Raw genomic sequence first — 24,565 nt, forward strand, 5'->3', positions numbered from 1 at the left:
CGGGCGGGCGAAGCTGGATTTGCAATGTGGCTGTTAGTGTCCGCGCCGCGCAGGACCGGAGCGTCCGCGTGGATGGCTGCCGCGTGAGCTGCTGCGATTGCCTGCATGTCCGTGACTGCCGGGCGAGGATGGGTTTTGTCCGCCCGCGTTGCCGCGACGACGGCGGCGCGACTTTCCCTTTGCGCTGCTGCCGGAGTTGTTGTCTGGGGCGGCTGGAGAGTCTTTGCGCCAGGTGCGCGTCTCGAGTGCCAGCAAGGCTTCGAGTCCGCGGTCAGGCGTCGCTGTGACGTTGTTGAGTGCATTAAGATCGAGGGGCTTGTTGCGCTCCTCTTTCTCAAGATTCTTATCGGCCTCGCGCCAGTCGAACTTTATTTTGAGTTCGCGCTCGAGCTTGCGGGCGTCGGACCTTTCCTGCGGCATGACGAAGGTCGAGGCTATGCCCTTCGCGCCTGCCCGGCCCGTGCGGCCGATGCGGTGCACGAAGTCTTCGCTGGCGTTGGGCAGGTCGTAGTTGACGACGTGTGCGATGTCCTGCACATCGATGCCGCGTGCGGCGACATCGGTGGCGACCAGGACACGGTGCTTGCCGTTGGCGAAGCCCTTGAGCGCGGCGGTGCGCTGCGATTGCGAGCGGTCGCCGTGGATGGCGTCGGAGTCGTGGCCGAGCTTTTCGAGCTTGCGGCTGATGCGATCGGCGCCGTGCTTGGTGCGGGAGAAGACGAGGAAGGTTCCCTGCTCCTCGTTGAGCATCTGGTCGAGCAGGCCGAGCTTCTGGTCCTGCATGACGGTGTAGGCACGCAGCTCGACGCTGTCGGAGGGCTTGGAGGTCTGGCCGATCTCGATGCGGACCGGGTTGCGGACGTAGTCTCGGACGATCTCCTGGATGTTGGCGTCGAGCGTTGCGGAGTAGCACATGGTCTGACGCTGGCGCGGAATCGCAGCGGCGATGCGGCGGATGGCGGGCAGAAAGCCCATGTCGAGCATGCGGTCCACTTCGTCGAGGACGCACATCTCGACCGCGTTGATGGAGATCTCGCGGCGGCGAAGGAAGTCTTCGAGACGGCCCGGCGTGGCGACGACGAGACGCGGTCCGCGGTCGAGCTGGTCGAGCTGGGTGTTCTCAGAGAGGCCGCCGCAGACAAGCACGGCGTCGTGCTTCGCATGGGGAACGAGCTTCCAGTAGACCTCGAGCACCTGCATGGCCAGCTCACGCGTGGGCAACAGGATGAGTGCGCGGATGGGGTTGCGCTTCGCGCGTGTGCTTGGAGCGGAAGTGGCTTCGAGCCGCTCGATGATGGGGACGAGAAAGCTGAGGGTTTTGCCGGTGCCGGTTGAGGCCGTGGCGAGAACGTCCGCGCCTTCGAGCGCGGGTGGAATGGCCTGCGCCTGTACGGGTGTCGGGGTGATGAAGCCTGCCTGCGTGAGGCGGGACTTCAGAGAATCGGAGATATTGAGATCGTTGAAGCGCATGGATTGACGCGCTTCGGTGGAGTTGGTTGTGGACGCGGCCTGGATGGTTTCCGGCTGGTCGAGTATTGCGGTCGTCAAAATGTTTCCTTTAGGGAGGTTCAGTCTGCATGGCTCCATGCAGAGGTACACGAGTACCGTGGATTTCAAGAGATCAGCATTGCTGTCGTCATGGACTTGGCGTTGCTGCTCGACGGCGAGATGCGTCCGATGACGCCTCTCAAGCCAGAGCAACCAGCGCGGTTTCCGTTCGTTCGGAAAAGAAGCGGTGGGAATAGGCCGTTCGCAGTCTCTGGCCAGACCGGCAATGTTCCAGCGGTCCTTGCCTGCGGTGCCCGCACCCGATTCGACGAGTACACCTACAGTATAGCACAGATGACCAGCTACCGGGTCCGCGCTGTCTCCTGACAGGACAAGTTCAACGAGTAAACTAGGCATTGATGATTCAGGCATTGCGCTCCAAATTAAAGAACGACCAGCGGTTGGCCCGTCTGTTCATGGGTGGAGCGTCGGGTGCCGTTGCAAAGGTAGTGGCAGTTCTAGTCAACGCGATCGGTCTGCCGATTACGGTTCGCTACCTGGGCCCCGAGCAGTATGGCTTCTGGGTGACCATCAGCACCACCGTCACCATGCTGACGGTGTTTGATCTCGGTATAGCCAATACGCTGGTCAACTGCATCTCGCGCGCTTATGCGGAGCAGTCCGACGATATGGCCAAGCGCTACTACGCTACGGCGTTCTGGGCCACGTTTGCCGTCGCTATGGCTTTAGGGGCCGTTGGGGCCTTCGGCTGGCATTTCATCGACTGGGGGAAGTTGTTCGGATTGAGCGATCCGGTCATGGCCCGCAATGCGGAGATCTGCGCGGCCATCTCGTATGTGTATTTTCTGCTTACGCTGCCGCTTGGCCTTGCCGCGAAGGTCATGGGCGGCTATCAGCGTGTGCCTGTAGCCAATACCTTCACCATCATCAGCAGCGTGCTGGGCCTGGCTGCGATCATCCTGGTGGTCCAGCTACGAGGCTCGGTCGTTGCACTGATGACGGCCTTCTGCGCAGCGATGCTGAGTGGAACCGTCCTGCTGAATCTGTGGATGGCGCTTCGGCATGAACCACACATCCGTCCCGCACCGCAAAGGGTGCGCCTGTCCCTGGTACGAGAGATCATGAGCCAGGGAATGCTCTTCTTTATTCTTCAATTGTCAGGACTGGTGGTTTTCAACACGGACAATCTCATCATCGCGCACTTCCTGGGAGCCGAACACGTGACGCCCTATGCGGTTACCTGGAAGCTGGTGAGCTATGCCTCTGTATTGCAGTCTCTCCTGATACCGTCTCTCTGGCCGGCGCTCTCGGAAGCGTACGCTGGACATGATCTTGTCTGGATTCGCTCGGCATATCGCCGGATCATGCGTGCTACCGTATTGACCGTCACGTCGGCCGCTCTGTTCCTTGGATTTGCGGGACGGTGGATTATCAGGGTGTGGGCTGGGTCAGTCGCAGTCCCGGATCGGCTCCTTTTATGGAGTATGTGCTTCTGGATAATTCTGCTGGCCATAACTGTCAACCAGGGAGCTTTGCTGGCGGCCACCGAGCAACTCAAATTGCAGGCCATTTACTCGGGTGTCGCAGCGGCTGTGAATCTTGTGCTCTCGATCGTTCTTGTGCAGCGCCTTGGAGTGATCGGGGTCTTATCAGCAACGATCGTCTCTTATGTATTATTTATCGTATTTCCCGCAACATGGCAGGTACGGCAGATTTTGCAAGGCCGATATCTACCGTCAAACCCAATCCACGAGGGGAAGATTCAGGTGGATGTCATTTAAGAGTAGAGCCTAGGCTTCTCTTCCGCGTTTTCCGTTCAGACCAAATTTCGATCGAGGTATAACTTTACGAGATGTCACCTATCACAGAGAAACTCAAGGCGGCCCTTTGGAAGGCATACGGTAACACAAACAGTCCGGCGGAATGGGATGGAGCTAACTACGGCGGGGGCAAATTAAGCCAGCGATTTTGGGAATATCATCAAACGATCGAATTGCTTGATCTCACGCCTGACTCCGTCGTACTGGATATCGGCGGAGGTTCACCGCTTACGGGAGCAGGTTTTTTTACGACAGTGATCGCCCCCTTTGTTCGTGAAGTGCATGTGCTGGATATGAACATTGGGGAAGTAACAGGCTGCCTTCCTAACATCATCTTTCATCGCAGCCTGGGGAACTATGAGTCTCTCGCACAATTATTGCAACAAAATCCACAGATAACCCACATTGCTTCTGTCTCTGTGTTTGAACATATTCCGGATGAAATCCGCAGCGGCATAGTAAAAGCAATCAACGATTGTTTCAGGGGCGATATTTTTGTCGCAACTCTTGAATATCATTCACGCAGTCGTTTTTTTGAGTATCAATTGACCACGAAGACGCTGTCTAAATTATTCACGCCCTTCGAACAGTTTTTTCCTGACAAGATTCGTCAATCTCCATTCTGGTGTGAAGACGCGTACAAGCGCAGTTTTAGACAAAGAGTTATGCGCCGTCTGTTTCCCAATCGGGCATATTCTGCTACCCCACTCTGGTATCCAGTGGCGTTACGATTTAAGAGGCTACACGCCGGGTCGTCCGAAGTGACGGTTCAAATTTGAGCCGTCACTTCAGCGGTTTGTATGCTTCTGAGTGTGACACCGCAGACTTAGGGAGGCGCAGACGTGTGGTATCCAGACTGAAAAGAATCCTCCGCTTCGGGTTTAACTTCGCTATAGCAGGGCGCCTGTTCAAGCTGTATGCTCCGCAATCGCCACCGGAGAAGGCCGAACGGCCTCGCAAGCTCGCCATCTGCGATCTGATTCCTCACCTCGGTGACAAGGTGATGATCTTCCCGCTGCTGGACGCGCTGCGCCGGGAAAACCCTGATCTGGAGATCAGCTACTTCACGTCGGGAGCTGGGCGATTGATCGGTTTGCATCCCGCAGTCGATCACCTCTACTCAATTGCGCGCAGGCCAAAGAAGGGTCTCCTGCCGCGCCCTTTTTTCTTTGACGTAATCGGTTGGTGGCGGCGTGATCTGCGACCTCTGCGCTTTCATACGGTTGTCGTAGTTCGGGGCGGTGTCGAGCCTTGGTTTTCTCATCACCTCGCTTGGCTTCTTGGCGGCAAAGCGCGCGTGGCTTACAGCCCCGAGTTGGAACCCGAACGATGGGAGAGCCAGTTCGGTATCTCGCCGCTGCTGACCGCAGAGGTGCGGGAGATGCACGGCATTCACGAAGTCTCTCGAGCAAGCGAAGTATTACAGCTTGCCGGATTGTTGAAGAAGCCGGTCGATATTCAGCAACCCGTAGAGAGCATGGTTGCCATTGCCAGGAGCGAGAAAGCGCGGGATTACCTGGCGAGCCTTGGCCTGGCAAACCGGCCTTATGCTGTGATTGGTCCCGGAGCGTCGTTGCCGCGACGCGCCTGGCCCGCCCGGGATTTTGCTGAACTGGCGAGGCTGGAGTTTTTGTCTCGTGGCTGGCGGACGGTAATCGTTGGCGGACCCGAGATAGCCGAAGCCGCCGAGACTATCAGCAAATATCTTGGCGGAGACGTGCTGAACCTTTCAGGCAAAACGGACTTCGAACAGCTCACCGCTGTTTGCGGAAGAGCGCAGTGCTTTATTGGCAATGACTCCGGAACAACCCATGTAGCCGGAGCGTGCGGCGTGCCGTCGTTGCTGGTGACTGCCTTTGCGAGCGGCAGCAGACCGAGCCATCATGCATCGCCGCTCCGCTCTCACCCGCTTGGACCATGGGTTGCTATTGTGCAGCCAGAGTACCAGCTCGCACCATGCACGACGGAGTGCGTGGCGACAGAACTTCACTGTCTCGCGCAGGTCAGTGTGGAGATGGCGCAGAGGGCTTTGCAACAGCTCATCCAGGAAGCTGAGAGCAGTGGGCGCGAGAAGCTATCTCCGCACGAAGGCACTGGGGTTTCGCGTTGACCGGCGGAGGTGTGTTACACCTCCGCCCTGGACTTAGATGTGGCAGCTGACCATGCCGCGTTTTTCGAGGTAGCGCTGGTGGTACTCCTCGGCTTTCCAGAACGACATTGCCGGGACTACTTGCGTAGCGATGGGGTTGCGGTAGGTGCCTGAGGCGTTTAGCTCGGCGATGCGGGCTTTGGCTTCGCGGAACTGCTCGTCGTTGTGGGTGAAGATGACGCTGCGGTATTGGGTGCCGAAGTCCGGACCCTGGCGGTTGACCTGTGTAGGGTCGTGCAGCGCAAAGAATGCATCGAGCAGAGCGTCGAAGCTGATACGCGATGGGTCGAACTTGACTTGAACAACTTCCGCGTGGCCGGTGCGGTCCGTACAAACGTCCTGATAGGTTGGGTGTTCGAGGTTGCCGCCTTCGTATCCTGCGGCCGTGTCGATAACACCTGTGAGTTCATTGAATCGGGCTTCTACTCCCCAGAAACATCCTGCACCAAAGGTCGCTGTTTCAATTGCCACTGCGTATTGCTCCTTCACTACCAGTATTGGATGCTTTTCACCGGCCGATTGTCATCACCCTCATGATTAAAACCTGAGGAAACCTGTTGCACCTCAGGCTACACAGCGGGAAGTATTCTTGCGCCGCCAACGCAGCGAGTCAAGAGACGAAAGTGTTAGATGAATGGGGGAGCCAAGGTGGATACCCTTCACCGCTCCGTGCGATGGCCCTGACGGGAATTGCCTCTGCGAGCTGGCTTTGCGGTATAGCTGCGAGGTGATTTTGCGGCCTTCTTTTTTGCTGGAGATTTGAGCTGGGCAAATTCGGGCGTTCTCTTTTTGGGGACGACCTTTTTGCCTTCGGCTGCGCGGCCGAGCGCCGTTACCTCGCCGGGGGTCAGCTCGCGGAACTCGCCGGGGGGGACGTCGAGGCGGAGTGCACCGTAACCGATGCGGCGAATCTTTTCGACGTGATGGCCGATCTCCTCGAACATCTTGCGGATCTGACGGTTGCGGCCCTCGGTCAAGGTGAGCTCGAACCAGGGATTGTCGCCTCCTCGCACCTGCTCGACCTTTGCCGGAGCGGTGATGACACGATCGCGGCGGCCGGAGCGGACTTCGTTGAGGCGGCCGCGGTCGATCATGATGCCCTGGCGGATCTGGTCGAGGCCGGTGGAGGATGGGGCTCCGCTGATTTTGACCAGGTAGGTCTTCTCGACGCCGGTTGCAGCTTTTGAGAGCGCGTTGGCGAGTTCGCCGTCGTTGGTCATCAGCAGCAGGCCTTCGCTGAGGTAGTCGAGGCGGCCTACGGGGTAGAGGCGCGCCTGCTCACTGCGCGGGCCTTTCTGCTTTGCCATCAGGTCCATGACGGTGGGGCGGCCTTCGGGGTCGTCGAGGGTAGTGACGTAGCCGCGCGGCTTGTTGAGCATATAGTAGCGATGGCGCTCGGGGCCGTGGAGCAGCTTGCCGTCGACGCGGATGTGGTCGCGCGTGGCGTCGTGGCGGGTGCCCAGCTCGGTGACCACCTTGCCGTTAACCTGGACGCGGCCGGCGAGGATGAGCTCCTCGGCCTTGCGGCGGCTGGCGATGCCTGCCTGGGCCAGGATCTTCTGCAGGCGGTCGCCCTGGGGTTCGGTGTTCTGAGACATAGAGACTTATTATCGCCTGTCTGCGCCTTTCGCGCCTGAGGCGAAGATACTCGAAGCAAACTTCGAGTCGATGTGCAGATCGTCACTCTGTGGGTTGAGCTTCGGGCTCGGTCTCTGGCTGGCTTTCTTTTGCAGCAGCGTCTTCGGCTGCTTCGTCGGTTGTCATTGCGCTGGCAGCTTCAACCGTGCTTGATGGCTCGTCTTCGTCTGGCGATGTTGCGCCTTCCGCTTGCTCGGCTTCTTCGGCGGGGTGCTGCATGGGAATCTCTTCCTGCTCGGCCAGCTCGCCGGCCATCTTCTCGAACTCCTCGATGCTGGGCAGCTCGCCAATGTCCTTGAGGCCGAAGCGCACGAGGAAGTCGCGGGTGGTTTTGTAGAGGATGGGACGGCCGATGACCTGTTTGCGGCCCGCAGTCGTGACGAGCTTGCGCGACATGAGCGAGCCGAGCACGCCGCCGGAGTCGACGCCACGGATCTCGGATATCTCTGGCGCGGTGACGGGCTGCTTGTAGGCAACGACGGCCAGGGTTTCGAGCGCCTGGAGTGAGAGCTTCAGGGGCGGCTTGAGCGATTTGACGAAGCCGCGGACGGCGTCGTGGTACTCGGGCTTGGTGGCCATGCGATAGCCGCCTGCGACCTCGCGGATTTCGAGACCACGGTCGCCATTGGCGTAGTCGCCGATGAGCTGGTCGAGGATAGCGCGGAAATACTCGCGCAGTTTGCGCTCTTTCTCGCGCGCGGCTTTTTTCTCGTCCTTGTCCTCGGGTGTTACAGGTGCGCTTGCCTGCTCTGCTGGCGCGGGTTCGGGTTCGGCAATGGCCGCATCGATGGAGGGCTCGGCATCGTCCTCCGAACTCATCGCGGCGTTGTCTATTTGTGCATGGTGACGAGCTTCGCGCAGCACTGCGGCCTCGTGCTCGGCGGCTTCGTGCAGGGCGCGGTCGCGCTCGGCGGCTTGCTCGGCTTCGCCGAATTCGTCTGCCTCGGTGGACTGCTCTTCTAACGAGAGCGCTTGCTGCGCTGACTCGATGTGATCGAGCTCGGACTGGCCCTCGTGGCCAAGCAGGCCGACGAGCTGGGCAAGGGTGACGGGTTCTTCCGAGGCGTAGATGACGGCTTCGATTTTGGCTTTGAGGCTCATGGTCTCTGTGGTCTTCCCTAAGCATACCCAACACCGCTTATGATTGCTTGCGAGTACAGGAGACCCCAGGCAAATGACGCAGGCCCCAAGAGAGTTGACTCGCAGAGAATGGCTCAAACATGCGGCTGTGCTGGCTGCGGCTTCTTCCGTGCCAGGCTTGCTGGCGGAGACTGGCGACACTTCGGATGGTGACGAGATTACGGGTGCGGGTTCGCTGAAGGCACATGCCGCCGCGCGCGGGCTGCTGACCGGCTGCGCCGTGAATGCTGGGCTTTTCCGCAGTGATCCGGCCTTTCGCAAGCTGATTGCGCAACAGTACAGCATTGTTGTGCCGGAGAACTGCATGAAGTTTGGCTATCTGCAGCCTGCGCCGAACAGCTACAACTTTACTGATGCGGACGCTCTGGTTGCGTTTGCCGAGGCGCATGGGATCAAGGTGCGTGGGCATAACTTTGTGTGGCACGAGGCGTTGCCGAAATGGTTCAACACGACGGTGAACAAAGACAACGCGCGGAAGTTTCTTGTTGACCATATCAACACGGTTGCCGGTCGGTACAAGGGGAAGATTCACTCGTGGGACGTGGTGAATGAGGCCATCTGGATCAAGGATGGGCGTGCGGATGGGTTGCGGTCTTCGTCGCCGTGGTTCGAGATGCTAGGGTCGGATTATCTTGATCTTGCTTATCGGACTGCGCGCGAGACTGATCCTCATGCGCTTTTGACTTACAACGACTACGGCATCGAGTACGACACAGATGAAGAGCAGAAGAAGCGCGATGCAGTGCTTGGGTTGCTGCGAAGGTTTAAGGCGGCAGGGACGCCGATTGATGCGCTTGGGATTCAGTCGCACATTCATGCGGGCGGGACGGAGACGTATGGCAAAGGGCTTCGCCGGTTGATTGATGACGCGGGCGGGATGGGCTTGCAGGTCTTCATCACCGAGATGGATGTGAAGGATGATGGTGTCGCCTCGGACGATATCGCTGTGCGCGATAAGACCGTTGCCGAGGTTTATGGGAATTATCTGGATACCGTGCTGCGTGGGCCGGAGGTGAAGGCTGTGCTGACGTGGGGCGTTACGGATAAAAATACGTGGCTGAATGGAGGGACAAAGTTTCGGCCGCTGCATCCGGCGCGGGCGCAGAGGCCGCTGCCGTTTGATGCGGATTACAAGCCTACGCCTGCGTTCTTTGCTATGCGGAAGAGCTTTGATGAGGCGAGGGCGCGGTAGGGATCGTGCATCAGCATGCAAACAGCAGATTCCTCCGCTGCGCTACGGAATGGAAATGCAAATGATGCAGCTTCCCTGCCCTATCGCCAGTCGTCGCGGGCCTGGGCGTGGTCGGCTACGGCTTGATCGAAGTTTGCGGATTTCTTGACGAGGATGTCGCCGTGCAGTGCGGGCTGATGCAGGAGTACAGCCTGGAGGCGCACCAGCTCGAGCATGGCAAGGAACATGCAGATCAACGCACGCTCGGTGTGGGTGTTGTGCAGCAGGCGGCGCAGGCTGACGGGCTTGTCTTCCATGATGAGGCGGCGCTTGACGTAGTCGAGCATCTGCGCGACCGTGACGGACTCCTCATCGACGTTCAGGACGGGACGCTCGCGCAGGCGCGTGAGGATCTCTTGAAAGACGCGGACGAGATCGACCGTGTCGGCGGCTATCTCCTGTTCGAGGCTGGCGTCTTCGCCCTGTTCGCGGCGGAAGTTGCTGAGGCCGGGGTTGGACCAGGTGGCCTCTTCGATCTGCTGCTTCTGGAGCAGCATCTGCGCGGCGGCTTTGAAGCGCTCGTGTTCGAGCAGGCGCTCGACCAGTTCGCGGCGCGGGTCTTCTGCGTCGGCGCCGGTGACGTCGGAGGGGTCGCGCGGCAGGAGCATCTTCGACTTGATGTGAATCAGGAGGGAGGCCATGTAGATGAACTCGCCGGCGGAGTCTACGTCAACTTGCTTCAGGTGGTGCGTGTAGTCGAGGAACTGGCTGGTGATGCGGGCGATGGGGATGTCGTAGATGTCGATGTTCTGCTTGCGGATGAGGTCGAGCAGAAGGTCGAGCGGGCCGTCGTAGACCAGGCCGACGGTGACGGAGAAAGGAAACTGCGAGGCTTCTTCTTTTTCCTTTTTCTCTTTTTCGGCGGCGGTCGGTTTGGGGGCGGGCGGTGGTTCGGGCACGGGTGGGTGCTGGAGCTGGAATGGCTCCTGCGGCTCTGCGCCTGCTTCGTGCTGCTCGGCAGCTTCGGGTTGGATGATTTCGTCAGCCATGCGGTGTTGTTTTAGTCGCCGAGAATTTGATAGCCCGCTTCGGTTGCGGTGACATCGATGCCGGACGCACCGGGAAGGTTGAGGACATATTTGCCGCCTTCGTGTTTCACCGAAAACTCGATGTTATTCTTTCCTGCCTGCTTTTTGGCAGCGACCCATTGGGCAAGATAGAGCTTCTGCGGAACAACAAAGTCGCGGAGGCGGTAGTCGCTGCCCCAGCAGAGGAGAACCAGCATCTCGTAGGACTTGGGTTTGACGGAGAAGTTCCACGATTCGTTGCCATTGCTTTGCGTAGCTGTGGCGACGAAGATGCGGCGGTTGTTCTGTGTAATCCAGACGCCATCGGCATCGGGCTTGAGTGGTGTGCCTGTCGGGACGAGGTCTCTCTTCCAAAGTTCCCTGAGGTTGCGCGAGAGCAGAGGGGCGGGTGAGTCCCACCAGTGCTTGAAGCTGGACAGATTACGCGCGTCCTCGGCATCCTGCACGCTGGATGCAGCCCGCTCGAGGCGGACGCCGGAACGGTCGCGTGAGAGGCCAGTAACGGCGCGGACGGCCTGCATCGTCTGCTCTGCTCGTTTCTCGGCTTCAATGCGCCCGAGATACAGCACCTCCCACACCTTGTTGGGGTTATCTTCGAGCTCTTCGCGGCGCTCGCGGATGGGAGCGAGATGGTGGTTGATGGAGTTGGCCGCGAGCAATTTGCATTCGTCGCAGCGGATGGCCGCTGTGCGGCAGCCGGTGGTGATCTGGGTGAGCACCTGCTCGGAGCTGAAGAGGCGGTGCATGTCGCCTACGGGGCAGATGTCGGGGTCGCCGGGAACATCTGCCGTGGGACGCTGGCCGCCGTTGGTCATGCTCTGCATCTTGTACGCGACTTCGGTGGGCGTGGCTGAGAGCAGAATGCTGTTGCCGTAGCTCTTGGACATCTTGCGACCGTCGGTGCCGGGCAGCTTCGGCGATGGCGTCAGGAGCACTTGTGGTTCGGGTAATAGCAGATGGTCTGGGTCCGGTTCGGTGATGACGGCGGAGCCTTCGCCGGAGACGACACGCTTCGGGCTGTAGAAGTAGTTGAAGCGGCGCGCGACCTCGCGGGTCAGCTCGACGTGCGAGACCTGGTCCTGGCCGACGGGAACGAAGTCGGGCTGGTAGGCGAGGATGTCTGCTGACTGGAGCAGCGGGTAGCCGAGGAAGCCGTAGGTGGCGAGGTCCTTCTCACGGAGCTGCTCCTGCTGGTCTTTGTACGTCGGCACGCGCTCGAGCCAGCTTACCGGCGTGATCATGCTGAGGAGCAGGTGCAGCTCGGCGTGCTGGGGCACGTGCGACTGGACGAAGATGGTGCACTTCTCCGGGTCGAGACCGGCGGAGAGGAAGTCGAGCGCGACCTCGAAGATGTTCTGCTTGAGCAGGCTGGGGTCGGCGTAGTCGGTCGTGAGGGCGTGGTAGTCGGCGATGAAGAAGTAGCACTCGTAGTCGTGCTGGAGCCGGACCCAGTTGTAGAGCGCGCCCATGTAGTTGCCCAGGTGCAGGCGGCCTGTGGGTCGCATGCCGCTCAGGACGCGGGGGCGTGAGGAGTTGGAGGTGTTGTCAGTCATTTGCGGTTCAAGTGCAAGGGTAAATGATTCGCGCCCGTCCGCCTAAAGCTGTTGGTTGGGCAGAAACAGCAGATTCCTCCGCTCCGCTACGGAATGGAAATGCAAAGAGGCTTCGCGTGAAGCCTAAAGCGTAAACAGCAGGTGGTTGAAGGTGCTGAAGAGCGGATTGAAGAGCGTGAAGATAAAGCTGCCGCCCACCAGAAACAGCACAATCAGAAGCACCATGCCCATGCGATCGTAAAGTTGGAGCGCCTTATAGGGCAGGAAGTGGCGCAGGATGTGGCTGCCGTCCAGTGGAGGCACGGGGATCAGGTTGAAGACGAAGAGCAGAAGGTTGATCAGGATGACGTAATACAGGAGCAGCGCGACCGGTGTGAGTACAGGGAGACCTGCGGCTACGACTCCGGGGATATTGCTCACCAGTGCAACTGCGGTAGCCACGGCGTTGGCGCCACCGCGAGCCACGTGTTTGATAATCACCAGCAGAATCAGGGCGACGATGGCAGAGAGCAGGTTGCTGGCGGGCCCGGCGAGTGTGACCAGGATGTCGTCGCGTCGATAATGCTTGAAGTTGCGCGGGGTGACGGGCGTAGGCTTGGCCCAGCCGATGAGCGGCCAGTGGTAGACGAGCGCAATCAGAGGCATCAGGACGGAGCCGAAGGGGTCGAGGTGCTTGAGCGGATTGAGCGTGACCCGGCCCAGCATCCGGGCGGTGGGGTCGCCGAGCTTCCATGCCGTCCAGCCATGCGCGCACTCGTGGACGCTAAAGGCAAGGACAAGGACCACGACCTGAAACGCAATCAGTAAGGCTTCCTGATTCATGTCTCTTTCAGCTTATCGGAGACGGTGCGGGTTCGTCGCGTCCGGCTGGTTACTCCTTGCGCTCCTATTCTTTGTAGAATCCCGTCGCGCTGGGCTGTGTCTTTTGGCGCTTCGTCCTGGCTGGGACTCCGACAGCGACGACCGACGGCGGGATGGGCTTGGTGGCGACGGCCATTGCGCCGAGCATGGTGTCTTCGCCGATGTTAGCGCCGGCCAGCACCGTTGCGTGATACGTGACGCGGGCGCGGGGGCCGAGGATGGTCGGTTTGTTGGTGACGTCGGCCTGCTGGTGGATGTCGTGCGAGTGGGAGTAGATGTTGGCGTAGTCGGAGACGCTGGTGCCTTCGCGCAGGATGATCTCGCCGCGGTCGTCGAGCATGACGTTTTTGTGGATGGTGCAGTAGTCCTCGACGGTGAGGTTGTAGCCGAAGGTGAACTCGACGTTGTGGAAGATTTTGACGTGTTTGCCGAGGTGCTTGAAGACGTGCCGGCCTAACATGCAGCGAAAGCGGTAGCCGAGCCAGTTGTTCAGGCCCAGAGGGGAGCGGTCGAACATCTGCCAGAAATAGATGAGAGGTTTGCGGATGGCGTACTGCTCGGGGTTGACGTCGCCGTAGTACTCGGGTTCGAGCGTGATGTTGCGCGGGTCGAAGGATTCGACGAGGACGTTCGAGGCGAGTTCGGTGGTGAGCGAGGCTGTGGAGCGTCCGCTGTGGGCGCGGCCGAGGTAAATCTGGTAAAGCTCGTTGCGGACGATCTCTGAGCGGCGGTCAGGGGATTGGTGTCTGGTGAAGTCGTCGTTGAGCTGCGAGAGCCAGCGACGGTAGATGGCTTCGGACTCAGGGCTAGGTCTGGGATCGCGGTAGTTAAGGACAGTCATGTGTTCCCTCCAGGGCTCACCCGCTATTCGATGGCGAAGACAGCATACACGGTGGCAGTTTTTTCAATCTGGCGAGGATTGATGGCGAGCGGTGCAGGTTCGGCTTGCGCTTTAGCTGCCATGCTCATCATCAGCGGGCGGACCGGGGCGGCTTCGACCTGGTTGCTGGCGTAGAGCAACGCGCCGAGTTTGGCGTTGAGACTCTGGGCCATCTGCTCGGCCTGTTCGCGGGCATGCTTGAGGGCTTTGGCCGCGGCTTCGGCTTGCGGGGCGTTCTCATCCTTGAACGACCAGTCGATCTGGCCGGATTGGTTCGCTCCGGCCTTGACGGCGAGGTCGAGTGTCTTTGCGGCGTCGGCGGCTGGCACGCGGACGGTCCAGCTCTGCGTTACCTGGAACTGCCGCTTGGCTCGCTCGGCTTCGGAGAGTTTTTCGACCTGATAGGGCTGCACGGGGGAGACGTTCTGGTTCTCGCTCTCGATGGAATCTTTCGGAATGCCAGCGCCGGTAAGAGCGTCCATGATGGCGTTCGAGATGCGTGAGCCGGTGGCGTAGGCTGAGGCGCTGTCGGGGCCGTAGTCGATGAAGCCAACGTGCACGGTGGCTGTGTCGGCCATGGCAGTGACTTTGTCTGTGGCCGTGACCGCGATGGTGCGGTTTTCTTTGTTGACCTGAATGGTCTGGGCAGACGCCGGCATTGCGGCGAGCGAGGCAGCCATGACGAGTGCGCCTGCGAGCGCCGAGATGCGGTTGTTCTTCGCGAGAGCTTGGATTGGCTTCATTCGGAGTTCTCCTTATTGGTGCTCGGTCGCGCTGAGCAGGTCTGCGAGTGTGGTTTTGTGCCTGGGTTTCGCGGCGCGCTTCTGCTTCGGATCGGGCAGGACGCGCTCAGGCGGAGGCGTTCCGACGCGTTCGCGGGCGTTGGCTTTGACCGCCTTGACCTTCGAGAATGTCTGCCGCTTCGGTTTTGTCATCGAACTGTGGCCCTTTCCGGCACATGGGAGATTATGCCCTACTCTTGCCGATCGCGCCCACTGTGGTGCAGGATGGCAGGGTGGCATAGAAGCATCCTGCTTGCGGCCACGAGGTGCGGGTATGGAAGAGCGCGACTTTTTTGATGAGCGGGCAGAGCAAAGGAAGCATGTGATGACCTGTCCGCACTGCGGGCAGCAGGGGGAGTATGAGTTGAGCTGGCTGGTGCGGCGGAAGAAGACACAGTTGCCCAGAGGGGCCGATGAGCGCGACCGTGCGCGGTTCGCCAAGGCCCAAAGCTACATGGTGCGGCGCGACGACATGGTGGGCTGCAAGAATGTTCGCTGCCGGAAACGGTTTGATGTGGTAGGAATCCAGTCGGTAGCGTTCATCTAGATTGGGTCGTCCGATTGGACCACACCAGAAGCTGCTTCTCTGCATGGGCTTTACTGATGAATACAGATTCAGATATGCTTCGGGTCGAAGAAGTTGACCGCTTTTCTCCTGCGCTGCTTCGGTGAGCAGAGGCGCTGTGCTTTAATGGTTGCTAGCCGTTGTCCGGCGGGACGCGGCGCCTTCAAAACCGAACCAGACGCGGGAGATACCTGGAAGAGACATGGCAAATACACTGCTTCCCATTGAAGAACGGAATTTGAGCCCGGATGAGGTCGAGCAACTCGACCGGCGGCGGCGGCGCGGGCAAACATGCCTGACGCTGAGCTGGCAGTGCCTGATTGTGGCCCTGCTGGTTCTCTGCTGGGCCGGGCAGGACTGGACTTTGTCGCCAGGCTGGGACAAGCCAATGGTCTATTGGGACGCACTGCTGTTTCTGGGCTGCATCGTGTTTGCGGTCATGGGAATTCGCTATCGGCGCGGAAGCACGGAGTTCTTCAGCTACTAGTTGGTCCGTCATGTTGCGGACCTTGGCTGTTGACGACTGCTGCCTGAGCTTTGTCTGCGGTGTTTGATACGCCGTGAGCGGATGGGTTCGGATGGTCGATGTGACGCTTGTCGCTGTGTCGGGCGCTGGATCTTCGGGAGCGCTGCCGTTGATTGGGACATGGCTCCCCCATACGCTGGCTGAACCGGAACATTTTTCGACAACCGAAGTAGTTCTGCTGCTGAGTGGCATTGCGGTCTCTGTGACGCTGTTCTTCCAGCGCTTCGGGCCAATCCTGAACAGAATTTTGCACTCAAAAAAAGATGCTGACTTCTCGCTGCGGCCCATCGGGCGCAGGGTGTGGGACTTCTTCTGGGAGGTTCTGTGCCAGGGCAAGGTGATTCGCCAGCGGCCGCTGCCGGGACTGGCCCACGCGTTTGTCTTCTGGGGGTTTCTGGCGTTTGCGCTGGTGACGACCAACCATATCGCGAACGGTTTGCATGTGGGGTTTCTCTCTCCTGAGAGCTACGTCGGGGAGTTCTACTTTTCGTTTGCGGCGGCGTGGGCTGTACTAGTTGCCATCGGGATTACTGGCTTGTTCATCCGGAGATTCTTTGTCAGGCCGATCTGGCTGGGCAAGAAGGTCTCGGTCGAGTCCGGGTGGATTGCGTTTTTGATCTTCCTGCTGATGGTGAGCTATCTGGGGGCGTTCTTCGTGAGCCCGGGCAGCGCGGCGGTGAAGGCGCTGTGGTGGACGCACACGCTGACGCTGCTGGCGTTTCTGCCGCTGATTCCGCATACCAAGCACCTGCATCTCGTGATCAGTCCGGTGACGGTGTTTCTGAAGCGCGATGGCTTCTCGAAGATTCCTCCGCTGAGCGGTGATGAGGATTTCGGGCTGGTTACGGGCAAGGATGTAACTCAGTTGGTCGCGCTGCAGGTGTATAGCTGCGTTGAGTGCGGGCGATGCACGGAGCACTGTCCGGCGGCGAACACGGGCAAGGTGCTTAATCCGAAAGAGATTGCTCTGGGTGTGCGGAGCTACCTGAACGAACTCGGGCCCGCAAGCGACGTTGCGCTACTGGCCGAGGCGAGGCCGGAGACCAAATTTGCTGAGTTGCTCTCGATGGAGGCGGTCTTCGAGTGCACGACGTGCGGAAGCTGCGAGTATCAGTGTCCGGTGGGGATTCAGCATGTGCCGGTGATTGTGGGGCTGCGGCGTGGCGCGACCAACACTGGAGCATGGGAAGACAACTACGGGACGAAGCTGTTTCTGGCGCTTGAAAAGAATGGCAATGCGCTGGGGTTGAGCGCGATGGAGCGTGACAAGTTTATTCAGAAGGAAAGCTTCCCCATCTTCGACGGCACGCAGGAGTATTGCCTGTGGCTTGGGTGCATGGGCGGCTACGACCCTAAAGGGCGCGAGATTATTGCTGATTTTGCACGTGTGATGAACTACCTGGGCACTACGTTCGGTGTGCTGAAGAAAGAGAAATGCACGGGCGATCCTGCGCGGCGGTTGGGCAATGACCTTGTGTTTCAGACACTCGCTGAGGCTGGGTTGAAGGCATTCGAGACGGCGAAGGTGCAGAAGATCGTCGCCATCTGTCCGCACTGCGTCAGAACGATTGCGAACGATTGGCGCGAGTATGGCGTTGCTCCGGAGATTGAGCACCACTCGGAGTTCATGGCCAGGCACATCGGCATGCTGCCGAAGCAGACGCTTGCTGGAGATGACGGCGAGAGCATCGTGTATCACGATCCGTGCTATCTGGGACGGTATCGCGATGTGTACGATGAACCACGCGCAGTGGTCGAACAGGCTGGAAAGTTGGTTGAAGCACCTCGTTCGCACGAGCGAAGCTTCTGCTGCGGCGCTGGCGGCGGGCTTGCATTTCTTGGTGAAGAGAAGGGCGAGCGGGTGAGCCACGTCCGGGCGGCTGAGTTGGCAGGGACGGGCGCGAAGGTGGTGGGCACGGCATGCCCCTTCTGCAATACGATGTTTCGGGATGCTTTGGCAGAGGTGAGTAAGACTCCTCCGCAGTTGCTGGACATTGCACAACTGACGGCGCGCGCTCTGCCAGATGCGGGGAATAGGGATTAGGAACAGGAGAGCGATGAAGATACTGGTTGCAATCAAGCAGGTGCCTGAACGGGACGCGCAGGTACACGTGGCCTCCGATGGCAAATGGATTGACGAAAGCGATCTGAATTACACGATCAACGAGCCGGATGCGTATGCGCTGGAAGAGGCTCTGCAATTGAAAGAAAAGAACGGCGGTGAGGTGGTGGTCGTGTGTGCGGGGCCGGAGCGCGTAACCAGCACGCTGCGCGAGGCGCTGGCTAAGGGTGCGGACCGTGCTATTCACATCGAGGCCGACGACCTGAGCGCGCGCGATACTCTGGGCGTTGCACAGATACTTGCGGATGCGATGAAGGCTGAGTCGCCTGATTTAATTCTGACCGGATTGCAGTCCGACGACCTGGGGCTGGGACAGACTGGCGTGGTGCTGGCGGAGCTGCTGGGGATTCCGCACGCGACGATCATCATGCAGGTTGAGGTGACGGGCAACGGCCTGAAGGTGAAACGCGAGCTTGAAGACGGCTGGTTTCAGCATGTCGAGATGCCTCTGCCTGCGCTGTTGACCATTCAGAGTGGAGGCAACAAGCTGCGCTACGCCACGCTGATGGGCATCAAGAAAGCTAAGACCAAAGAGACGAAGACCGTGCAGGCTGCGGCTGCGGCCGGGTCGCCCTCTATTACGCTCGAGCGCGTGTATCTGCCGGAGAAGCAGAAGAAGACAGAGATGCTGACTGGCTCGCCTGCAGAGGTCGCGGCGAAGATCGTGGAGAAGTTGAAGTTTGAGGTGAGGGTGATATGAGCGGCGTTCTTGTAGTGATGGAACAGCGCGGTGGTCAATGGAATCGCATGAGCTTTGAAGCGCTCGCCGCCGGGCAACAGCTTGCGGCGAAGCTGGGGGTTGAGTGCTCTGCTGCAGTCGTGGCGGAAGGCGTGAGCGCTTTGGCTTCAGAGCTAAGCGGCAAGAAGCTCGTTAAGGTGTATGCAGTGGAACACGCTCTGCTCAAAACTTACACTCCGGATGGCTATGTGGCAGCGCTGGAGCAGGTGATTAAGCAGGCTGCTCCAGCTTATGTGCTGATGCCCCATACCTATCAGGTCCGGGACTTCGCCCCTGCGCTGGCGACGCGGTTTGGCTCGGTCTTGATTAGTGACGTGATCGCTGTGCATGACGGGCCGGTCTTCGTGCGACAGTTGCTGCAGGGCAAGCTGAATGCCGACTATCGCCATACTGGTGCTGGGCCGTGCTTTGTCTCGGTGCAGGCTGGAACGTTTCGTGGCGATACAGTCGAGACTGGAAGTGCAGCGGTCGAGACGTTTGCGCCAACGCTTGAGCTGCCGCAGATTCGCACGAAGCCGGGTGAGTTGTTCCGCGAATCGGCTCAGACGGTGGATCTGAGCGCGGCGCCGGTAATTGTTTCTGTCGGCCGCGGCATCGGCGAGCAGGAGAACATTGCCATTGTGGACGAGCTTGCGAAGGCACTGGGCGCCGAGTTGGCAGCCTCGCGCCCCATCTGTGACAACGGCTGGCTGCCAATGGAGCGGCAGGTGGGTAGTTCCGGGCAGACGGTTTCGCCAAAGCTGTATCTTGCGGTCGGAATTTCGGGCGCGATTCAGCATCTGGTTGGGATGAAAGGCTCGAAAACTGTGATCGCCATCAACAAGGATGAGAACGCGCCCATCTTTGAGGTAGCGGACTACGGGGTGGTGGGTGATTTGTTCGAAGTGGTTCCGGCCCTGACAAAGGCCGTGCAGGCGGCAAAAGGGTAAGAGCCATCTATCAACCCCCTTTGTTACTTCATTTTGGACACTTTGCTTATCGCTAGTTGCATTTTCTTGCGACTAGCGATACCTCTTGATAGAGGTATTCGATGGTAGGGGCTTAAGGTTGTTTGCTGCGGGCGTCCGTGAACTTGCGACGATCATGACAGCAAATTTCCTGGATGCCTAGACCGTTGAATGCATTGTGGCTCATATAGAGAAGGCAGGCCCAAGCATTAACCCGTTGAACTCTTTCCGCCACCACAGACCAATAGATTGGACATGGAACAACCAGCAGACCGGGCCCGTATCTTCATTCACATAAAGTTGCAAGACAAAACGTACGATTGGCTACTGAAGGAAGCTCTTGAGAGACAAACGTCAGTTTGAAGTCATCGATGGCCGGCAGATGGATCACCTGCGGGTGTTCCACGATGTGGCGCGCGCGCTGACGGCAAGTCTGGAACTGGAAGAGATTCTGGGCGCCATCATGGATAAGATGGCTAAGTTCTTCGGGCCAGAGCGCTGGTCTTTCCTGATGGTAGATGAGACAGCAAATGAGCTTTACTACGCCATTGCAGTGGGCGAGAATGCGGAGAGCCTGAAAGGCTTGCGCGTAGCGATGGGTGAAGGTGTTGCCGGGTGGGTGGCGTCGACGGGCAATCCACTGGTTGTGCCGAACGTGAAGCTGGATAAGAACTGGGCGAAGTTTGCGGCGAGCCATCCGGAGTTGAATATCCAGTCGATTGCATGCGTGCCGGTACGGTCCGGCAATAAGACGCTGGGAGTGATTCAACTGCTCAACAGCAAGATGGACCTTCTTTCGGAGTACTCGGTCTCGTTTCTGAGAATTCTGTGCGACTATGCGGCAATTGCGATCCAGAATGCGCGCTCGATGACGCTGATTCAGGAACTCACTATCACGGACGATGTGACCGGACTGTTCAATGCACGGCATCTTTACACGATGCTTGCGGACGAGGTGAAAACAGGCAAGCCGTTTAGCCTCTTGTTTGTGGATCTGGACCACTTCAAGTCGGTCAACGACACGCATGGGCATCTGATTGGGAGCCGTCTTCTGTCTGAAGTAGGTGGATTGATGAAGCGCCTGCTGGGGCCGAACAATTCGGCATTCCGGTATGGAGGAGATGAGTTTGTGGCACTGTTGCCCGGCATGGGTAAGGCTGCTGCAACAGGTGTGGTTATGGCGCTTTGCGACGATCTGCGTTCAAGCAAATTTCTGGAAGGCGCAGGACTGGCGCTGAACTTGTCTGGAAGCTTTGGGCTGGCAACTTTTCCTGAAGATGGCGATACCGTACCGACGATTCTGAAAGCAGCCGACACAATGATGTATGAGGCCAAGACGACGCGCGACAATATTGCCGTCGCGGGTAAGGGACTCTTGATGGAACGGGAACGCGTGACGCAAATCGGCCGTGATTCGAGGCAGGCCGTTGGCGGCCTTTATGTGGAGCGCGGACCGGTTCGATCGATCTGAATCCTAAAATTGCCCGGCCGTTCGACGCTCGAGCGTCGCTGGGCGTTTAGGCTCGGGCTTGATCACATCGCGGTTTTCCGGAGCGACTGGGTGGACGCCAAAGTCCCAGACGCTTAGGTTGACCGCGGTGTCGGAGATGACCTCCATCAGCGCATATTCGCCGAAGTCGAGTGGACGAGTGGGCGTGATCTTCAGCCAGTGACCGCCGGGTAGAAGCTCGGTAGTGGTTTCGACGACATCTTCCTGAAGGTGGCCGGTGCCGAGCAAAGGGATCTGGAAACTTGCGATGACGCGCTCTCCGGTGCGTACGTCGGCGCGGACGATGACGTAGCGGCTTTCCGGCGAGCCTCCTGGTGGCCCGCTCTTAACGATGCTCGTGGCGCCGTGCGTGTCCACAGTGAAGGGTTTTCCGGCTGTGGATGGGACAGCTTCGTCGCCTACGCGAAGATAGAGGACTGGCTGGGCGACATGGACCTGTACGTTGGCGGTCTCACCCTTGAGGGTGATGATCTGGTGGGCGGCAGAAAGCGGATTGATTGCTGCGCGCAGGATGTTGTGGCCCGTGTCGCGGTTGAGATCGCTGTCGGACTGGGCCAGAGGAACCAGTTCCGGGGTGCCACGGTAGGTGTCGAGGATGAGAGTGCTGTCGTCTTCCGGTAGGCGGAGGTCTTTGGCTACCTCTGGCGTCAATGCAGCGCGGTCTGCCTCTTCCTTCAGGAGTTCGGGGTCGATTGGAGGCGGCTGATTTGGGTTGGCATTGTCACCTGAAGGGCCAAAGTGCGCCTGGTCCCAGCGGCGCGTGGCGTCGAAATCAACGAGTGAAGCGGGGATCTCTTCTTCTTCGCCACCACGCTCGGCGCTGATGTAGTGCACGACGTTGCCTACGACGCGGTAGCTCATGATGATTTGGTAGCTTCCGTCTTTGAGAATAAGGCGCGTGCGGTGCGGCGCCGTTGTAGCGGCTGCGTCCGGCGGGGGAAGTGCCTTCGGCTGTTGCTGCGACATAGCGGTCGGGACGACTGTAAGGGCGAGTCCGACTGTCAGCACCAGAGCAAACAGTTTTACAAAGTATTTTGCCGGAATGAGACGGCGCATTGTCATTGGTCTGTTCTGACAGTTTAGACGCAGCAGACGGATGGCCGCGATTAGGTCCTGAAGGCGTCTCGCAGGCGATGCTGGCGGGTATGAATTCTGGTTGCGGCCCATGGCGAAGCACAGCGATAAAAAACTTTGATGGGGCGCATAATAATACGCCGGCGTCGCCGCATCTCCTCTGTTTATCAGTGTTTGCGGCTTGCGCAAGATAGCTGAGCTGGCGATTTTCTATCGCAATAACGCGGTGCGGAAAATTCCATATTTACAACGAAAAATCACGATAGTAGGTTCTGGCCATTCAAGCAATCTTCAAACTACCCATCGTTCGCTGTTCACTCTGGCGAGTGAAAAAGGAGAACTTATCGATGAAGCGCATAGATGCTGTAATCCGGCCCTCACAACTGGATGAGGTGAAGAGAGGCCTTCATGACTTAGGAATCACCGGCGCCACCATTCAGGAGGCCCGTGGGTTTGGGCGGCAGAAGGGGCATACCGAGACGTATCGCGGATCGGAGTACACGGTTGATTTGCTGCCCAAGCTGTGCCTGAGTGTCGTGGTGAATGACGCGATGCTCGAGCCGGCGCTGGAGGCCATCATTACAAGCGCTCGGACCGGCGTGATCGGCGACGGAAAGATCTTTGTAAGTTCGGTGGACGAGGTTGTCCGCATAAGGACAGGCGAGCGTGGCCCAACCGCGATATGAGATCCGCGCTGTTGCCAACATTGCCGAGATGCACTGTAACCGTGAGAAGAAAGGAACGACAAAAATGCAGCAAGACTTTTTGAGACGTCCCATACGCAGTCTGCTGAAGAAAGCCTTGGCCCTTGCCTTTGTGCTGGCACTGAGCGGCACCATCAATATTGCGCTGGCACAGCAGGCCCCGCAGCCCGACCCCGCAGGCCTGGCAACCGGAGACAGAACTGCTGTGACTGATGCGGCGGGCAATCCGATTGTGGTTGCCGCGCCGACTGATCCCAGCGCGCCAGACTATGCAACGGCGAAGAAGGCCTATGACGACTATCAGGCTGCGGCCGCACGCGAGCCGATTGCACTTCATGTAGCCGACGCGGTTGGCCATCTGAAGATTGCTACAAACTTCTCGTGGACGCTGCTGACCGGATATCTGGTGCTGTTCATGCAGGCGGGCTTTGCGTTGCTGACCTGCGGCCTGGTGAGGAAGAAGAATGCAGGCCACTTGATGATGCTGAACTTCGCCGCATACGTTTTCGCGTTTCTGGCTTACTGGGTCTGCGGCTTTGCGTTCCAGTACGGAGGCACTGCGATTAACGCCGCGCCCGCCACTATCGGCGGCTCGCCAACGCTGAACCACTTCCTGATAGGCGGCGGGCTGCACGGCATTCTTGGCGGCAAGGGCTTCTTTATGAGCGGCCCGGCGTATGACTCAAGCTCGATGTGCCTGATCCTGTTCGAAGTCGTCTTCATGGAGACCGCCGGCTATATCATCGTTGGCGCAATCTGCGAGCGGATTACGTTCTGGGCGTTTCTGCTATGCGAACTTTTCATCGGCGGACTGCTGTATCCGGTATTTGCGTGCTGGGTGTGGGGTGGCGGCTGGATGTCGCAACTGGGTCTGTCCGAGCACTGGGCGCATGGTTATATCGATTTCGCCGGATCGTCCGTCGTACACGGCGTGGGCGGATTCGCGGCAATGGCGCTAGCGGTTGTGCTGGGACCGCGGCTGGGCAAGTATGGGCCTGACGGCAAGCCTCGCGCGTTTCCGGCGCATAATCTCGTCTACGTTGTGACCGGAACGTTCATCCTGCTGTTTGGCTGGATGGGCTTCAATCCCGGATCAACGCTGGGCGCCACTGATTTGCGGATCTCAATCGTCGCAGTCAATACCAACCTGGCGGGAGTGGCCGGCGCGGCCGTAGCGCTGACACTGTGGTACTTCATGTTCGGGAAACCGGACGTGACGATGGCCTGTAACGGAATGCTGGCTGGTTTGGTGGCGATCACAGCACCGTGCGCGTTTGTCTCGCCGACATCAGCTGTAATCATCGGCGCGATCGCGGGCGCGATTGTATGCGGAGGCGTGCTGTTCAATGAGCGCGTACTGAAGATTGACGACCCGTGCGGAGCAATCTCAGTTCACGGATACTGCGGCTGGTTTGGCGCGGTATGCGTTGGCATCTTCGCAGACGGAACCTACGGGGCGGGCTGGAACGGCGTGGGCACTGCGTCCTATCTGGGCAAGGCTGGCCAGGGCGTGACGGGGCTGCTTCACGGGGACCCGAAGCAGTTTGTGGTGCAGCTGTGCGGAGCCACGCTGATGGCTGTCTATGCATTCGGTTTGACCTTCGTGGTGTTCAAGATTGTCAACTCGATCCGCTCAATGCGCGTTTCGAAGGAATCCGAACTGGCTGGCCTGGATGTGCCTGAGTTCGGTATGGGAGCGTATCCGGAAGATGCGTTGGCAACCTTCTCGATGGGTGCGGATTAACCTAACGCGGATGGCCTCCGGAACCGACATGTTCCGGAGGCCA

At 59.1% G+C, this 24,565-nt stretch carries 23 protein-coding genes; 12 read left to right on the forward strand and 11 right to left on the reverse strand.

Annotation, left to right across the window (positions count from 1 at the left end; translation table 11 throughout):
- Positions 1-33 precede the first annotated feature (33 nt).
- The gene (locus IEX36_RS09750; RefSeq protein ID WP_229668848.1) at positions 34-1,905 is read right to left on the reverse strand and encodes a DEAD/DEAH box helicase; all 1,872 of its coding nucleotides are present in this window, start codon (positions 1,903-1,905) and stop codon (positions 34-36) included.
- Positions 1,906-1,907: 2 nt separating this feature from the next.
- On the opposite strand from IEX36_RS09750, the gene IEX36_RS09755 reads away from it, so the two are divergent.
- From IEX36_RS09755 to IEX36_RS09765, 3 genes are all read left to right on the forward strand, one after another.
- Positions 1,908-3,290 (forward strand): lipopolysaccharide biosynthesis protein, encoded by a 1,383-nt coding sequence (locus IEX36_RS09755; protein ID WP_188759139.1) that lies wholly within the window; start codon positions 1,908-1,910, stop codon positions 3,288-3,290.
- Between the two features lie 71 nt (positions 3,291-3,361).
- A complete protein-coding gene (locus IEX36_RS09760; protein ID WP_188759140.1) occupies positions 3,362-4,108 on the forward strand; it encodes a class I SAM-dependent methyltransferase in 747 nt (248 codons plus the stop codon).
- Positions 4,109-4,173: 65 nt separating this feature from the next.
- Positions 4,174-5,439 (forward strand): glycosyltransferase family 9 protein, encoded by a 1,266-nt coding sequence (locus IEX36_RS09765; RefSeq protein ID WP_188759141.1) that lies wholly within the window; start codon positions 4,174-4,176, stop codon positions 5,437-5,439.
- 33 nt (positions 5,440-5,472) lie between these two features.
- Here the strand turns inward: IEX36_RS09765 and msrA are convergent, their stop codons facing one another.
- From msrA to scpB, 3 genes are all read right to left on the reverse strand, one after another.
- Positions 5,473-5,949, reverse strand: a complete 477-nt coding sequence (gene msrA / locus IEX36_RS09770; RefSeq protein WP_188759142.1) for a peptide-methionine (S)-S-oxide reductase MsrA — start codon at positions 5,947-5,949, stop codon at positions 5,473-5,475.
- 188 nt (positions 5,950-6,137) lie between these two features.
- Entirely contained in the window at positions 6,138-7,076 is a 939-nt protein-coding gene (locus IEX36_RS09775) for a pseudouridine synthase (protein WP_188759143.1), read from the reverse strand.
- A gap of 82 nt (positions 7,077-7,158) precedes the next feature.
- Positions 7,159-8,217, reverse strand: a complete 1,059-nt coding sequence (gene scpB, locus IEX36_RS09780; RefSeq protein WP_188759144.1) for an SMC-Scp complex subunit ScpB — start codon at positions 8,215-8,217, stop codon at positions 7,159-7,161.
- 73 nt (positions 8,218-8,290) lie between these two features.
- Here scpB and IEX36_RS09785 point away from each other — a divergent pair, with 73 nt between their 5' ends.
- Positions 8,291-9,448, forward strand: coding sequence for an endo-1,4-beta-xylanase (locus IEX36_RS09785; protein WP_188759145.1), 1,158 nt, complete (start codon positions 8,291-8,293; stop codon positions 9,446-9,448).
- Positions 9,449-9,528: 80 nt separating this feature from the next.
- On the opposite strand, the gene IEX36_RS09790 is transcribed toward IEX36_RS09785, so the two are convergent.
- The 6 genes from IEX36_RS09790 to IEX36_RS09815 all read right to left on the reverse strand — a co-directional run bounded on the left by IEX36_RS09790 (position 9,529) and on the right by IEX36_RS09815 (position 14,744).
- Positions 9,529-10,476 (reverse strand): segregation and condensation protein A, encoded by a 948-nt coding sequence (locus IEX36_RS09790; RefSeq protein ID WP_188759146.1) that lies wholly within the window; start codon positions 10,474-10,476, stop codon positions 9,529-9,531.
- Between the two features lie 11 nt (positions 10,477-10,487).
- A complete protein-coding gene (gene trpS, locus IEX36_RS09795; protein ID WP_188759147.1) occupies positions 10,488-12,068 on the reverse strand; it encodes a tryptophan--tRNA ligase in 1,581 nt (526 codons plus the stop codon).
- A gap of 123 nt (positions 12,069-12,191) precedes the next feature.
- Complete coding sequence (locus IEX36_RS09800; RefSeq protein WP_188759148.1) at positions 12,192-12,890, reverse strand: site-2 protease family protein; 699 nt, start codon at positions 12,888-12,890, stop codon at positions 12,192-12,194.
- Positions 12,891-12,954: 64 nt separating this feature from the next.
- On the reverse strand, positions 12,955-13,770 hold the full coding sequence (locus tag IEX36_RS09805) for an acyltransferase (RefSeq protein WP_188759149.1): 816 nt from the start codon (positions 13,768-13,770) through the stop codon (positions 12,955-12,957).
- A 23-nt stretch (positions 13,771-13,793) separates the two neighbouring features.
- Positions 13,794-14,552, reverse strand: coding sequence for an SIMPL domain-containing protein (locus IEX36_RS09810; RefSeq protein ID WP_229668849.1), 759 nt, complete (start codon positions 14,550-14,552; stop codon positions 13,794-13,796).
- A 12-nt stretch (positions 14,553-14,564) separates the two neighbouring features.
- The gene (locus IEX36_RS09815) at positions 14,565-14,744 is read right to left on the reverse strand and encodes a hypothetical protein (protein ID WP_188759150.1); all 180 of its coding nucleotides are present in this window, start codon (positions 14,742-14,744) and stop codon (positions 14,565-14,567) included.
- A 172-nt stretch (positions 14,745-14,916) separates the two neighbouring features.
- Here IEX36_RS09815 and IEX36_RS09820 point away from each other — a divergent pair, with 172 nt between their 5' ends.
- The 6 genes from IEX36_RS09820 to IEX36_RS09845 all read left to right on the forward strand — a co-directional run bounded on the left by IEX36_RS09820 (position 14,917) and on the right by IEX36_RS09845 (position 20,961).
- Complete coding sequence (locus tag IEX36_RS09820) at positions 14,917-15,138, forward strand: hypothetical protein (RefSeq protein ID WP_229668850.1); 222 nt, start codon at positions 14,917-14,919, stop codon at positions 15,136-15,138.
- 220 nt (positions 15,139-15,358) lie between these two features.
- A complete protein-coding gene (locus tag IEX36_RS09825; protein WP_188759152.1) occupies positions 15,359-15,643 on the forward strand; it encodes a hypothetical protein in 285 nt (94 codons plus the stop codon).
- Positions 15,644-15,716: 73 nt separating this feature from the next.
- Positions 15,717-17,726, forward strand: coding sequence for a (Fe-S)-binding protein (locus IEX36_RS09830; RefSeq protein WP_229668851.1), 2,010 nt, complete (start codon positions 15,717-15,719; stop codon positions 17,724-17,726).
- Between the two features lie 13 nt (positions 17,727-17,739).
- Positions 17,740-18,504: an electron transfer flavoprotein subunit beta/FixA family protein gene (locus IEX36_RS09835; RefSeq protein WP_188759153.1), complete on the forward strand. Its 765-nt coding sequence runs from the start codon at positions 17,740-17,742 to the stop codon at positions 18,502-18,504.
- Positions 18,501-19,472 (forward strand): electron transfer flavoprotein subunit alpha/FixB family protein, encoded by a 972-nt coding sequence (locus IEX36_RS09840; RefSeq protein ID WP_188759154.1) that lies wholly within the window; start codon positions 18,501-18,503, stop codon positions 19,470-19,472. Before IEX36_RS09835 ends, IEX36_RS09840 begins: the two co-directional genes overlap by 4 nt.
- 358 nt (positions 19,473-19,830) lie before the next feature.
- Entirely contained in the window at positions 19,831-20,961 is a 1,131-nt protein-coding gene (locus tag IEX36_RS09845) for a sensor domain-containing diguanylate cyclase (RefSeq protein WP_229668852.1), read from the forward strand.
- 3 nt (positions 20,962-20,964) lie between these two features.
- Here IEX36_RS09845 and IEX36_RS09850 read toward each other — a convergent pair whose 3' ends face one another.
- Entirely contained in the window at positions 20,965-22,062 is a 1,098-nt protein-coding gene (locus IEX36_RS09850) for a hypothetical protein (RefSeq protein WP_229668853.1), read from the reverse strand.
- 359 nt (positions 22,063-22,421) lie between these two features.
- Between IEX36_RS09850 and IEX36_RS09855 the strand changes: the two genes are divergently transcribed.
- Positions 22,422-22,760, forward strand: coding sequence for a P-II family nitrogen regulator (locus tag IEX36_RS09855; RefSeq protein ID WP_188759155.1), 339 nt, complete (start codon positions 22,422-22,424; stop codon positions 22,758-22,760).
- A 115-nt stretch (positions 22,761-22,875) separates the two neighbouring features.
- Positions 22,876-24,522, forward strand: coding sequence for an ammonium transporter (locus tag IEX36_RS09860; RefSeq protein ID WP_229668854.1), 1,647 nt, complete (start codon positions 22,876-22,878; stop codon positions 24,520-24,522).
- Positions 24,523-24,565 lie beyond the last annotated feature (43 nt).

Source organism: Edaphobacter acidisoli, from assembly GCF_014642855.1.
Lineage (GTDB): Bacteria > Acidobacteriota > Terriglobia > Terriglobales > Acidobacteriaceae > Edaphobacter > Edaphobacter acidisoli.

What these genes read in the sequence shown, in the direction of transcription:
- IEX36_RS09790 (WP_188759146.1), bottom strand. Translation starts at nt 10,476, where the DNA reads ATGGCTGACGAAATCATCCAACCCGAAGCTGCCGAGCAGCACGAAGCA.
- IEX36_RS09840 (WP_188759154.1), top strand. Translation starts at nt 18,501, where the DNA reads ATGAGCGGCGTTCTTGTAGTGATGGAACAGCGCGGTGGTCAATGGAAT.
- IEX36_RS09815 (WP_188759150.1), bottom strand. Translation starts at nt 14,744, where the DNA reads ATGACAAAACCGAAGCGGCAGACATTCTCGAAGGTCAAGGCGGTCAAA.
- IEX36_RS09755 (WP_188759139.1), top strand. Translation starts at nt 1,908, where the DNA reads ATGATTCAGGCATTGCGCTCCAAATTAAAGAACGACCAGCGGTTGGCC.
- IEX36_RS09775 (WP_188759143.1), bottom strand. Translation starts at nt 7,076, where the DNA reads ATGTCTCAGAACACCGAACCCCAGGGCGACCGCCTGCAGAAGATCCTG.
- trpS (WP_188759147.1), bottom strand. Translation starts at nt 12,068, where the DNA reads ATGACTGACAACACCTCCAACTCCTCACGCCCCCGCGTCCTGAGCGGC.
- IEX36_RS09850 (WP_229668853.1), bottom strand. Translation starts at nt 22,062, where the DNA reads ATGACAATGCGCCGTCTCATTCCGGCAAAATACTTTGTAAAACTGTTT.
- IEX36_RS09750 (WP_229668848.1), bottom strand. Translation starts at nt 1,905, where the DNA reads ATGCCTAGTTTACTCGTTGAACTTGTCCTGTCAGGAGACAGCGCGGAC.
- IEX36_RS09760 (WP_188759140.1), top strand. Translation starts at nt 3,362, where the DNA reads ATGTCACCTATCACAGAGAAACTCAAGGCGGCCCTTTGGAAGGCATAC.
- IEX36_RS09810 (WP_229668849.1), bottom strand. Translation starts at nt 14,552, where the DNA reads ATGAAGCCAATCCAAGCTCTCGCGAAGAACAACCGCATCTCGGCGCTC.
- scpB (WP_188759144.1), bottom strand. Translation starts at nt 8,217, where the DNA reads ATGAGCCTCAAAGCCAAAATCGAAGCCGTCATCTACGCCTCGGAAGAA.
- IEX36_RS09820 (WP_229668850.1), top strand. Translation starts at nt 14,917, where the DNA reads ATGACCTGTCCGCACTGCGGGCAGCAGGGGGAGTATGAGTTGAGCTGG.
- IEX36_RS09785 (WP_188759145.1), top strand. Translation starts at nt 8,291, where the DNA reads ATGACGCAGGCCCCAAGAGAGTTGACTCGCAGAGAATGGCTCAAACAT.
- IEX36_RS09800 (WP_188759148.1), bottom strand. Translation starts at nt 12,890, where the DNA reads ATGAATCAGGAAGCCTTACTGATTGCGTTTCAGGTCGTGGTCCTTGTC.
- IEX36_RS09825 (WP_188759152.1), top strand. Translation starts at nt 15,359, where the DNA reads ATGGCAAATACACTGCTTCCCATTGAAGAACGGAATTTGAGCCCGGAT.
- IEX36_RS09855 (WP_188759155.1), top strand. Translation starts at nt 22,422, where the DNA reads ATGAAGCGCATAGATGCTGTAATCCGGCCCTCACAACTGGATGAGGTG.
- IEX36_RS09805 (WP_188759149.1), bottom strand. Translation starts at nt 13,770, where the DNA reads ATGACTGTCCTTAACTACCGCGATCCCAGACCTAGCCCTGAGTCCGAA.
- IEX36_RS09835 (WP_188759153.1), top strand. Translation starts at nt 17,740, where the DNA reads ATGAAGATACTGGTTGCAATCAAGCAGGTGCCTGAACGGGACGCGCAG.